Consider the following 12,211-nt stretch of genomic DNA (forward strand, 5'->3'; position numbering starts at 1 on the left):
ATACAAGGGCCATTGTCTTGTTTCTATAATCAGGGATTGCTTCTATATAATGACATTTAAAGATTTTGGATTTGATGAAAGAATCCAACGGGGCATTGATGATATTGGTTTTGAGACGGTTATGCCGGTGCAGGAGCAGTGTTTCAACCTGCTAATCAAAGAAAACAGAGATGTATATGCTCAATCTCAAACAGGTACAGGCAAAACCGCTGCCTTCCTTCTTGCCATCTTTCAACTCCTCCTGACCGAAGAAAAATACAGGGGTGAAAAGGCTCTCGTAGTCGTTCCCACCAGAGAATTGGCCGTACAGATTGAACGCGAGGGGAAGGTGTTGTCCAAATATCTCAAGTTCAATATTGGATCGATATATGGTGGTGTGGGATATGCCAAACAGGAGAGAATGCTTGCGGACGGGGTAGATATACTCATTGGAACGCCGGGTCGTATTCTTGATTTCAGCAGACAGCGCAAAGCTGATTTGAAATCTTTTGGATTCCTGGTAGTAGATGAGGCCGATAGACTTTTCGACATGGGATTCTTCCCGGACTTGAAAAGGATTATCAAGAGAATGAGACCGTTTAACGAACGTCATACTTTGTTATTCAGTGCGACACTCAACACAAGGGTGGCGAATCTGGCTTGGGAATACATGAATAATCCCGGTGAAGTGTTCATTGAACCGGAAAAACTCACGGTTGATACAGTAACCCAGGAGCTTTATCACGTCGGAAAAGGCGAAAAAATGAAGCTGCTACTGGGCATACTTAAACGCGACAATCCTGAAAATGGCATAGTATTTACCAACACTCGCCATAGCGCCTGGGAAGTCGCAAAACGGCTCGAAATCAATAACCATTCGGTTATCTATCTTGTGGGTGATTTACCACAGCCCAAACGTCTTAAGATTGTCGATGAAGTTAAAAAAGGACACCATAAATATCTGGTTGCCACCGATGTTGCGGCCCGCGGTTTACACATTGACGATTTGGAAATGGTGATTAACTATGATGTCCCCTTAGAACCGGAAAGCTACATTCATCGAATTGGCAGAACAGCGCGTGCGGGCCGCGAGGGCAAAACGCTAACCATGGCTTGTGAGGAGTATGTTTATGGACTTGGTCCTATTGAGCAATTACTCGGGCACAAAATTCCTGTAAGCTGGGTTGAAGAAGATTTAATCGCCGAGGATAAAAGTGAAGGGATGGTTTTTCCCTTTGGCGCCAGATTTGAGAGAACCACCAAACAGAGAAGCAATGACAGAGAACAGCGGCGATTGCGGCGGCATGGTGAGCGAAATGATTCTTTCAATCGCGATGGAATGAAGCGCGTACAGCGAAATAAACGAGAAGCCGATGGAAGGTCAAACAATCCATCATCGCAGAAGCCTTTGCCTGGGTCTTTCACAAAAAGGCCGCCAAACCCCAGAATCGCCAGCATACAATCAGCAGTCTCTTCAGTGGCGGGTGCCGGAACTGGCAATCGAATTCGAAGTACGACTAAGAAATCACGCTCATCCAAACACGGAAACGATAAACACAGATATCCTCCTGCTCAGGAAACAATGGAAGAAGTACGTATGAGTTCAAAAAACAGTGTGAACGAGCGATTGGCTTACTATCGAGAAAAATATGGCGAAGACTTCAAACTGGCTGAAAACAATACAACGACTGGTTCGAAAACCGAGAAGGAGTCAAGTCCTGTAAATGGCAAACAAAGGAAAGGGATTCTTGCCAGATTGTTTAAGAAAGAGAACCTCTCTTAATCTCATGGTGTTACTTGAAGTTTTCTCACTTAGCTGGCAATCATGGCAAAGCATTGTAGTTTTGAGTAAGTTGCAATTGTAGGAGGGATACATGCTTCAGATAGGAATATTCTTAGCAGATGGATTTGAAGAAGTTGAAGCGATAACCCCGATTGACTATCTTAGGCGCGCCAATATCGATGTAACCCTAATCGGAGTAAATTCAGAGAACCCTGTTGGCTCTCATGGACTTAGAATATTTGTCGACAAGCTCGTTGAAAAAGTGCGGTCCTTACCGGATGGTGTCGTATTACCCGGAGGCATGCCTGGTGCGACGAATCTTGCGAACTCGAAAGCAGTGGCCAATATAACTCGTGAAGTGATGAAGGCTAAAGGGCTCGTAGCCTCAATTTGCGCAGCGCCCGCGCTGGCGCTTGGTTCTTTTGAAGTCCTGAAAGGCAGGAGGTTTACCTGTTTCCCGGGGATGGAAAACCAGGTTTCCGATGGGCAGTTTCAGAGTAAGCGTGTAGTAGTGGACGGCAATCTCATTACCAGTCGGGCGGCTGGTACCGCCGGGGAATTTTCAATCGAAATAATCCGGTATCTGCTGGGAGATATGGAAGCGAGTAAGATAGCGAAATCAGTGTTGCTTGTATGACAGGCAAATCCCGCCGTGAATGTACATTGTTCGCAGGTTCGAAAGTTTACAGAATCATTTTTCTCTGTGGCGCAGTTTTATGCTCATTCCAATGGACGTAAATATGTAGAATACAAACACTGCGAACAGACCCAATGCCTGCAGCCATATTGCCAGACCGATACCTGCTACCACGAAGAGATAGCGCCATATATTTGCACCCAGACTATATTTTCCCAATTTCAACGAAAACATTGGCAGTGGTGCAAGCATTAGAAATGAGTTTGTAACAATCAAAGCGATAATAAACAGTGGATGCAGCAATATGCTGCTCGCTATTTCGAATCTTGGATTTGCATGTATCAATGCGAGCGCGGCATATGAAGAGGCGTTCGCCGGTACAGGCATACCCTTGAAGTGACTTCCATGATGCTGCTCCACGTTGAATTTTGCTAAGCGTATGCCAGAGACGACTGGGATTAGGAGTGGCAATCCGTAGCTTAGCGGAAGTAGGAAATAGGGCCATTGATAGTTAGTGAATCCGATTTTGAGCAGCCCTGCGGCGATTGCTCCGGGGGCGATTCCAAAGCTCACCAGGTCGGCAAGGACATCGAGCTGTTCACCCATCGCAGAGAATGCCTTGAGCTTTTTCGCCACATATCCGTCAAAGAAGTCGAGAATGATACACACCAGCACATATCTGGCTGCCAGCATGTATCTGCCGTGCCAGCCTTCCATAGTGGCCAGGGTGCCGAGTACCAGATTGATGAGTGTCAAAATATTGGGAAGATGGAGCTTGATAGGCTGTATAGTTTTCATTGTATAAGCACATTCCTGAGTTCGGGATTGCTTTCGATGTCGGCCGGCAGGCCAGAATCTCTCAATTTATTCCGATAATCACGATTCTGGAATGAATACTTGAATGCGGTGTGTATATCATATGTTCCGTCAACTAGAGCCTGAGTATCCTCAGTCATCACCAGTTCCTCGTCGGTGGGGATTACCAGAATTTTAATAGAAGAATTGTCTGAGGAAATACAAGTTTCAGCATTTCTGGTTCTTGAAACTGCATTCTTCCTTTCGTCAATTTCCACCCCGAGCTTCTCAAGTCCTCTCAGTGCCTTCAGACGATATGCTGGATTTAGTTCCCCAACACCGGCGGTGAATACCACAGCATCCACACTGCCAAGAGTTGCATAATATGCCCCGATGTATTTTCGAATGCGATATGTTTCGAGATCTTGGGCGAGTATACAGCGCCGATCAGCCCTTTTCACGCCCGCATGCACATCACGGCGATCTATGAATTTATCAGTTACGCCCAACACGCCGCTCTTTTTATTCAGAATCGAATCCATGGCCCCGGGACTGATATTTTCCTGTGCCATCATAAACAGCATTATCGCTGGATCAATATCGCCCGACCTAGTTCCCATCATGAGTCCTTCCAAGGGTGTCATACCCATCGAAGTATCATAGCTTTTTCCATCTTTTACCGCACATATTGACGAGCCATTGCCTATATGAGCAATTATCAGATTAGTTTTCATGGGGTTTTTTCCGAGCAGTACGGAGGCTCTTTTTGCAGTATAGATGTAACTTGTTCCGTGGAAGCCGTAGCGCCGAATTTTATAGTTCTCATACCAGTTATAAGGAAGAGCGTACATATAACTAGTTGCAGGCATGGTTTGGTGCCAGGCGGTATCTATTATGGCGCAGTGCGGAATGTTTGGCAGAATTTTTTGCGCGGCGCGAATACCAGCAATGTTGACAGGGTTATGCAGCGGCGCCAGATGAGAAATAGTTTCGAATTTAGTAAGAACACTATCGTCGACAATGACTGATTTGGTGAATAGATCTGCGCCATGCACTATCCTGTGTCCAACAGCTCTGATCGAATCAGTGCATTCCAAACAGCCTTTATCAGGGTTGGTCAAAATCCTCAAAATCCAGGCGATCGCGTCCTTGTGATCAGGACAACTTTTTTCCGCCTCATATTCTTCGTAACTGGCTGATTTGTGTTTAAGTCTTGATGACTTCTCGGCGATTCGTTCTACTACACCAACACCCAGAATGCGTTTCTCTTTCCAATCGTACACTTGATATTTAACGGAGGAACTACCGCAATTCAATGTGAGTATTGCCATGATACTACCTCATGAAGCCAATCAATGCTTTGTCCGGGGCCCAACTGCACAGATTAGGTTCTCAATCGTCGCTATTCTTACATGGTGAGTGATTGAGGGCAAGTATTACAGTTGAAGTGATAAACAATAACAACCAGTAAGACATTGCATGAAGTTATTGATGCTCATTTTTCTATTTTTTGTGGTGTTTCAATTGCAGGGTTCCGAAAGCTTCGAAATTTCGGCCACGATGCACGGCATTCACCAATGGAACGGCTTATTTTTGTATTCAGGACGGAAAATTTCCGGGGCGCTCACTTTCAAAGTGGCAAAAGATAACAATCCAACGTTTATGTTTGGCTTTAATACAGCTTTTCTTGCCGCGGGTCGTCTGGGAGATATGGGTTTAGCCGCTGAAGTGAGAAATCCGGCGTACGATTCATCTTTGAGATCTGTGGAGAAGACTCGATACAGAGCTAATTTGCGTTCATATTCAAACTCAAGAATTGGGATTGCCCTGATGTTATTAGACTCGCGAATGGGTCTTGCTTTGGAGAGGCGAAAAGATGTGGATGCAGGGATTATCTGGGTGGTGCCAATTCTAACCGATTCGTGGAATTTCGAGGTGCTCGGAACGGCTGCTATGCTTCGTTCCGCGATTAGTGACGATTATTGGTATCCGCGAAGGTTGCAACGTGCTGAGAGCCCACTTGGCATTGTTTCGAGTCGACTCAGATATTCATTTTCGAAGTCTGATATGGGAATGACATTTATCGTTTCTGGAGGTACCCACCTCAGAGTTGGTTATTTAGCTGGCTGGTCCTTCAGTACATCAAGTGGTCCTTGGGGTTTGTTTTTCCGCAGCATTTATTCATCATCATACTTTCACAATGCGGAAGGAAAGAGACTTGATATTCCGGTTGGCGGTAAATTTGTTTTGCAATTCAAACCCAGGAGGGGTTTCCAGTTTCGCATGGATTATAAGGCAGGTTTAGAGAGAGCCTTCCACAATCCTTGGCGATTCACCGATAAGGGTGGAATAGGACTTGGTTGGAACTTCTCCGAATTGAGGATTTTGTTGAGCAGCGATTGGAACTATGCATTCTCAAAAGAATATGAAGAGGCTTTGATTCGAGAAATCAAACTGAAGATCGGCTGGGATAGGAAGCTTCATAGTCTTGCACTAAGCAGTGCTGTCAAAACAAATGGGGGGTGGTATGCAAAGATTGAGGGTGGAGTTCCGATAACAGACTTGTGGCAGTTGGACGCTTTCATAAAGTTGCATGAGACAGCCAATTCATTGTTGCTGGATTTCAAAATAAAGGGAAGTTGGAATATCGAGGATAACCGGTTTATCATGTTGATCAATATGCGCGATCTTGTACGAGATTGGCACCGTGGGCCATCGACTGCAGGTGATTTGGAAGTGAACCTGAGATGGATACGAAAACTCGGCAAGGATGAGTAGCTATGCCTGATTCCCATGATTTCGAAAGGTTTCTTCCCGACGGTTTTCTTCGTCAGGTTATACGATTGCCTATTTTGATAAAGGGAACAAATCGGGAATCGACATTGTTAGGAAGAGGGGTGCTGACTCATATGCCTGCCGTCTGTCCAAGACAGGCGCGGCCGCAGCCATATCATTGTCATCGAAAGCATATGCCAGGAGAGTCCAAAACCTTGTTGCGTACTCTGTTGCGTTTCGTGGAACTGAACTTGCGCCGTTTCCACGGCGGCAATACATATAGTTCAAGTGAGATTTCGTCTGATTGCGCGAGCCAGGATTGTAAGTCGTTTAAGAGCGATAACTGATCGTGCCCCAGGCAGATTGCATCCGGTTTGATTTTTCGAATCACCCCATAAGTTCGTATAGTCTTATCTGCCAGTATCGCTGTATCCACAAGTCCGGAAAATTCAAGTTCGGTGATTCTTGTAACCTCGTTCTGAGCAGGAGTATAGCCTTTTATATCCTGGACAAACGCGTCTCTCGAAACCACAGCAACCAAACGATCACCATATAATGAAGCCTTTTTTAGAAACCACCGATGGCCGGGATGTAGATTGTCGAATGTACCGAACACCAGCACTGTCTTCATGAGCAAAAACCTTCATGAGTATAAGTAGCTTCAGGCAACGTGACCAGTAGTATTAAATTCGAATTATGAAGAAATAGCTTAGCCGGTAAGAAGCTTTCCAGAACAATCGTTTTTTGTTTCGTTGTTTTTTTTGTGCTTATATTGTGAATGCTGTGAGCGCAAACATAGAGTTCCGGCACTATGAGATAGCCGAACTGTCAAGTTAGCGATCAATAGTTGGAGATAAACACACAAGCATCCAATATTTGCTATTCTTGAGTTTTATATACTGAGTTTTTGTTTAGTTTTTGTGCATTCCTGCGCTGAATAAGAGTTATCCTCCTGAGCTTGCATATATACTCGTTCATTGATAGTGTAGAAGAAGTTAAAAATGTGAATGAGAGGTTTGAAATGCAGGTACTAAAGGAGAAAACAAGGAGAGACATTGTGGAGGCTGCCGAAAAAGAGTTCAGGAAGTTGAGCTTCGAAAAGGCATCAATGAGAACGATTGCGACGAATGCAAATATGACTGTCGGCAATCTTTATCGTTACTATAAGAATAAGCAAGAATTGTATGGTTCCATAATAAATGTACTTATAGTCGAACTAAAGAAATTGATAGCCGGTATTCCTGGAGTCCCAAAATCACGGCTTCCATATTTTCTGAGTAATTTCAAAGAACTCCAACAAAAATATCCTTCTGAATGGTTGATTTTGTTCGGCGGAAACACGGGGACTAAATACAAAGAAATAGCGGATGAAATCCACCAGAAGTTTAAAGATTGCGTAGTCGAAGTTATGCAAAGGAGCGGGCGGCATATCGAACTCGCCGATCCAATAGCATCGTCAATAATCTTTGGGTTAAACAGCATTTTGCAATCCCAGGAAACCAGCAAAAAAACCTCAGAGTTGGCCGATGAGTTTCTAGACTATATGATTGCCGGCTTTTCACACTGCGTTGCATAAATAAACTCATCTTCAGGCACTTGGTAGTTCCTGTCAGTGAACGAACCAGACTGGTGTTTTTTCATAAGGTGTTTGGCAATGAGATTTGCTTCAGGGCCATGAGTTTAAGCGTCCGTTGCGAATTGAAGTTTGTAGAGGTTACTGTAAACTCCTCTTTTTTGAATCAGTTCCTCATGGGTACCCTCTTCAATCAATATCCCATGCCCAAGCACCATAATCCTGTCAGCCAACTTAATTGTTGATAATCTATGGGCCACAATTATGGCCGTTCGATTTCTGAGCAGGTTTTCCACTCCCGCCTGTAAGAGCTTTTCAGTTTCCGTGTCAATATTCGCAGTTGCCTCGTCGAGGATTATTACTCTTGGATTGTGGGCGATAATCCGCGCAAATGCGATGAGTTGTCGTTGGCCAGCTGAAAGATTCCCAGCACCTTCGGATATTGATGTATCATAGCCCCTTGGTAACTCCCTTACGAATTGGTCTGCTCTGGAAAGTTGGGCGGCTTCAATGATTTTCTTCTTGCTCATATTTAGTCCGAGATTGATGTTGTCAGCCACTGAGCCCGCAAAGAGGAACACATCCTGCTGAACTGGCTGAACCATTTGTCGCAGTGAAGAAAGCGAAATATTTCGTATGTCCCTTCCATCCATGAGTATGCGTCCTGCGTCGGGATCCCAAAATCGAGTGATAAGATTTGCTATAGTGGTTTTACCAGAGCCTGTGGCTCCCACTACCGCTACCGTCTGACCGGTTTGAATTTGGAAGCTCAGTCCTCTTATTACCGGTTCACCGGGGACATAGGAAAAATGAACATTTTCGAATTTGATTTGTCCGGTTAACAGCTCAGTGGTTAGGGAATTTTCATCTTTAATACAATCAACAGTGTCTATCATTTCGAAAATTCTCTCACCACCTGTTATGGCCGATTGAAGGATATTAAATTTCTCTGCAATATCCCTGACTGGTTGGAAAAATTTTCGGATTAATTCAATGAATGCGATAAGTACACCAAGACTAATCAGGCCTTTGTTGTGAAGTCCTGCAAAATACCAGATTATAAGAGCAATAACGATAGATGCTATAAGATCGATAATTGGGCGGAATATCGCCATTATCTTGATTTGTTTGAGCTCCGCGTCGAGTAAGTCGTTGCCTTTCTTAAGAAATTCCGTTCGACTGCGGCTCTGTGCATTGAAGAGTTGCACTGTCGACATACCTCCTAATTTTTCCGAAAGATATGCGTTCACAGAACTTACCCTCGCCCTAACCTGGCGGAAAGTTTCCTTCATACTCCTCTGAAAAACTGTGAAAAGTATGAGTATTGGAACCGATGCGGCTAAGGCAATTAACGCCAAATGGCTATCCAGCAGGAAAAGGGCGATAAACACGCCTATCATTATTGCTCCATCTTTCATAAGTGAAATCGTTACATTGGTAAAAAACTCATTGATTGTTTCGACATCGTTGGCTATTCGCGACACAAGACTACCTATTAGGGTTTTTCCCAGGTAATGAAGAGATTGACGTACCAGGTGTGTAAGAAGTCCCTGGCGTATATCTGCCATTATCTTCTGGCCAATCCAAGATGCCAGATACACCTGAACGAAACTAAAAGACAGAACCCCTAAAAGAAACAACAGATATTGAAGCGACCTCGATTTCAGCCTCACGATATCATTCGACCGCAAGATTAGTTGATCTGCCACGGGAAGTTTATTTCTATCGATAATTCGCATAGCATAGCTTGAATTTTGACTCTCCACGAGAAACAGACGTGGATTGCTTTCTATTACATTCAAGGCAGCATCATCAGGATTTTGAATAAGGTACCAATCATCGCTATCCAGCCAGCCGGCAGTCATCGCGGTGTTGCGATCCTGTTCATTGAGATTCGAGAGTAATTGGGGATTCACAAAGAGACTGCCATCGATTTCCACTCCATTTTCCATAAGAGACTCAGCAATTCCCTTCGCAAGCATTGAAGTTCCGTTATCCTCCCAAGCTTTCTTCACGTAGCGGAGAGTAACTCGATTTTCGCGGCGCAGGAGATTTTCATCCAGAGTTCTTTTGAGAATCACCGGAAGGTAAAGCTCTGCTCCAGTCGCTATTATCAGGGCGAGCAATGCCAACGCAGAAATGAATTTATATGGTTTAAGGTAGCCAAGCAGACGTCTCATGGTTTTGGGCGAATAACCGTATTTCACTTCGTCTGCCGAGTTGCTCACTTGTTCCCTTCTTCAATACCCTCAAGTTTTTGCAATTCTGCAATTTCCTGGTAGAATCCGCCACCGGCAACTAATTCTTCGTGAGTACCCGAAGCGTTCACTTTACCATCTTCAAGTACAATACATGCATCGCAGTATGATAGTGCCGAAACCCGGTTCGATATCATTACGGTTAACTTATTACGTCGAATTCCGAAAAGTTTTTTAAGGATTCTTTCTTCCGTATCCGCATCCACTGCCGAGAGTGCATCGTCAAGAATCAAAATTTCCGGGTTGTCAACTAGCGCTCGTGCGATCGCTATACGCTGTTTCTGACCGCCGGACAGGGTTACACCCCTTTCGCCGACCACGGTTTCCAATGCATCCGGGAAATAAGAGAGATCTGCGGAAAGCCCGGCGGTGTCAACCACCTGGTTAATCATCTCTTCCGTCGCATCGGGATTGGCGAAAATTATGTTATCTTTGATACTTTCGGAAAATAGGAAAACATCTTGTGGCACTATTCCAAGAACAGATCTCAAATTGGATATCTTAATTTTCCGTATATCCTGTCCTCCTATGAAAATGCTTTCGCTAGGAGGATCAAGTATTCTGGAAATCAATCTAATCATCGTTGTTTTCCCCGATCCGGTTCTGCCAAGTATGCCCATGGAGCTGCCCTTACCTACTGTAAAACTGATATCGCGCAATACTACATTTCGTTCATCATAGGAAAATTGCAAAGATCGAAATTCGAGCGATCCTGAGGGTAAATCATCAAGGGCCCCCGGGAGATCTTTGATATCTGGGATTTCATCAAGCACCGAGGAGATTCTTTTCATTGAGGCAGCCCCTCGTTGTATCATGTTGACTACCCAACCGGCCCCCATGGCCGGCCAAAGCAGCATTCCCAAGTAGGCAAGCGCTGCCAGAAAGTCACCTGGACTGAGTTGTCCATAGATTATTCTTTGGCCTCCGAAGAGAAGAAGCATTAAAATCGTCAAACCCGCGACAAAGCCCATAGCCGGGAAAAGAATCCCCCAGAATCTAACCAAAGCCATGTTCGCATGTCCGTAATTCATGTTTATTTCAGAAAAAATTTTGAGCGCGTGTCCTTCTCTTGCAAAAGATTTGAGAACTCGAATTCCAGCAAAGGTTTCCTGAACATGTTCACTGATTTTCGCGAAATTTTCCTGAACCTTGTGAAAAAGAGGGCCTATAAGTCGCCCGAGGAAAATAGCCATAACAGTAATCAATGGCAATGGGATTACAATTAGAAAACCAAGTTTTCCATATCCAATAAACAATGCTGTCAGGATGACTAGAGTCATGAAAACTCCATCAACAAGGGCAATTAGGGCCATTCCGGTTGCCATTCTGATAGAGCGAACATCGTTTGTCGCTCGAGCCATCAAATCGCCCACTTTGCGCTTTTTATAAAAAGCTTCGGATAACAACAACAATTTATCATAAAGACATATGCGTAAATCGTTTTCGATTCTCCTAGCCGCTCCTAAAATGTAGCTTCTCCATCCGTAACGACCCACCGCAATCAGAATCGCCAAAACCACGATGGTTAGAGTTAACTTGCCGATACCACTCTTGTTGCCGTTTGCGATTAAGTCGACAGATTTGCCCATTAGCCTTGGAATAAGAATCTGCCCAGCATCGGTTAGTACTAGAAAAGAAAGTCCGCGAATATATAACCATCTATATGAGATTAAATATGGTTTGAGTGTTCTAAATTCCTTTAGCAACTAGCTTTGTGCTCCTTCTTTTCCAGAATTCCGATGATACTAAAATAGGACTAAAAACCAATGTGGTAAAGTGAATCCAGCCTGGCGTGGGGAAGGTTTATCGGTTAAAGAATGTGTTTCAGGAATTCTTTGGTTCGTGATTTTTTTGGATTGGTGTCGTTCGGGTTCATCCAACTCAACATCTTTCCATTGTCTATGCAAACAACCCGATCTGTCGCGGCTCGTGCAAAGCCCATTTCATGAGAAGCCACTATCATGGTTATCCCTCCTTTTGCAAAACCGAGCATAACATCGAGAACTTTTTTGAGCATCTCGGTATCCAACTTGAGCTGGTTTGGGAGGGTTGATTCCTTATTTTCAAGCCCAACTCGACAGTTCACAAGCCTTGTTGCCATTTTCCTCACCTTAGCAGGCGCGAGGCTAATATTGTTGAGAACGTTCTTGTGCGGGAGAAGTCCAGAATCCTGAAACACATCCCTCTCTCTTCCCGAATTTTTCGAATACCGGCATTGGCATCGCTAAGAGGGCTGCCGTTGATAAAATTTGCCTATTGCTTAGCTATTCGAGTTCATTGACGCAGCATAACAGTGTGCTCTTCCCAGATTATGAGGGTGCGACAGCTATGAGCAGGGCACTATTTGACCTCGGTCGTTTCAATCCACGCACCCGCGAGGGGTGCGACTCGCGCGTCAGCACTTGGAAAAA

At 44.5% G+C, this 12,211-nt stretch carries 10 protein-coding genes; 4 read left to right on the top strand and 6 right to left on the bottom strand.

Annotated features, from left to right (window positions below):
- Positions 1-49: 49 nt before the first annotated feature.
- Positions 50-1,762 carry a DEAD/DEAH box helicase gene (locus S1OALGB6SA_RS04905; protein ID WP_124032731.1) on the top strand — a complete coding sequence of 571 codons (1,713 nt, stop codon included), beginning with the start codon at positions 50-52 and terminating at the stop codon, positions 1,760-1,762.
- A 91-nt stretch (positions 1,763-1,853) separates the two neighbouring features.
- Positions 1,854-2,399 carry a DJ-1 family glyoxalase III gene (locus tag S1OALGB6SA_RS04910; RefSeq protein WP_124032732.1) on the top strand — a complete coding sequence of 182 codons (546 nt, stop codon included), beginning with the start codon at positions 1,854-1,856 and terminating at the stop codon, positions 2,397-2,399.
- 54 nt (positions 2,400-2,453) lie between these two features.
- Here S1OALGB6SA_RS04910 and S1OALGB6SA_RS04915 read toward each other — a convergent pair whose 3' ends face one another.
- Both S1OALGB6SA_RS04915 and S1OALGB6SA_RS04920 read right to left on the bottom strand, forming a co-directional pair.
- Entirely contained in the window at positions 2,454-3,197 is a 744-nt protein-coding gene (locus S1OALGB6SA_RS04915; RefSeq protein ID WP_124032733.1) for a CDP-alcohol phosphatidyltransferase family protein, read from the bottom strand.
- On the bottom strand, positions 3,194-4,525 hold the full coding sequence (locus tag S1OALGB6SA_RS04920) for an acetate kinase (protein ID WP_124032734.1): 1,332 nt from the start codon (positions 4,523-4,525) through the stop codon (positions 3,194-3,196). Before S1OALGB6SA_RS04920 ends, S1OALGB6SA_RS04915 begins: the two co-directional genes overlap by 4 nt.
- Before the next feature lie 160 nt (positions 4,526-4,685).
- Here S1OALGB6SA_RS04920 and S1OALGB6SA_RS04925 point away from each other — a divergent pair, with 160 nt between their 5' ends.
- Entirely contained in the window at positions 4,686-5,972 is a 1,287-nt protein-coding gene (locus S1OALGB6SA_RS04925; RefSeq protein ID WP_124032735.1) for a hypothetical protein, read from the top strand.
- A gap of 178 nt (positions 5,973-6,150) precedes the next feature.
- Here S1OALGB6SA_RS04925 and S1OALGB6SA_RS04930 read toward each other — a convergent pair whose 3' ends face one another.
- Entirely contained in the window at positions 6,151-6,600 is a 450-nt protein-coding gene (locus tag S1OALGB6SA_RS04930) for an adenylyltransferase/cytidyltransferase family protein (protein WP_124032736.1), read from the bottom strand.
- Between the two features lie 390 nt (positions 6,601-6,990).
- Here S1OALGB6SA_RS04930 and S1OALGB6SA_RS04935 point away from each other — a divergent pair, with 390 nt between their 5' ends.
- A complete protein-coding gene (locus S1OALGB6SA_RS04935; RefSeq protein WP_124032737.1) occupies positions 6,991-7,545 on the top strand; it encodes a TetR/AcrR family transcriptional regulator in 555 nt (184 codons plus the stop codon).
- Between the two features lie 104 nt (positions 7,546-7,649).
- Here the strand turns inward: S1OALGB6SA_RS04935 and S1OALGB6SA_RS04940 are convergent, their stop codons facing one another.
- The 3 genes from S1OALGB6SA_RS04940 to S1OALGB6SA_RS04950 all read right to left on the bottom strand — a co-directional run bounded on the left by S1OALGB6SA_RS04940 (position 7,650) and on the right by S1OALGB6SA_RS04950 (position 11,901).
- Complete coding sequence (locus S1OALGB6SA_RS04940; protein WP_124032738.1) at positions 7,650-9,770, bottom strand: ABC transporter ATP-binding protein; 2,121 nt, start codon at positions 9,768-9,770, stop codon at positions 7,650-7,652.
- Entirely contained in the window at positions 9,767-11,506 is a 1,740-nt protein-coding gene (locus S1OALGB6SA_RS04945) for an ABC transporter ATP-binding protein (protein WP_124032739.1), read from the bottom strand. The genes S1OALGB6SA_RS04940 and S1OALGB6SA_RS04945 overlap by 4 nt, the downstream gene beginning before the upstream one ends.
- Before the next feature lie 104 nt (positions 11,507-11,610).
- Positions 11,611-11,901 (bottom strand): ATP-binding cassette domain-containing protein, encoded by a 291-nt coding sequence (locus tag S1OALGB6SA_RS04950; protein WP_124032740.1) that lies wholly within the window; start codon positions 11,899-11,901, stop codon positions 11,611-11,613.
- Positions 11,902-12,211 lie beyond the last annotated feature (310 nt).

The sequence above is a fragment of the Olavius algarvensis spirochete endosymbiont genome (genome assembly GCA_900608495.1).
In the GTDB taxonomy this organism is placed as follows: domain Bacteria; phylum Spirochaetota; class Spirochaetia; order DSM-2461; family DSM-2461; genus UBA2779.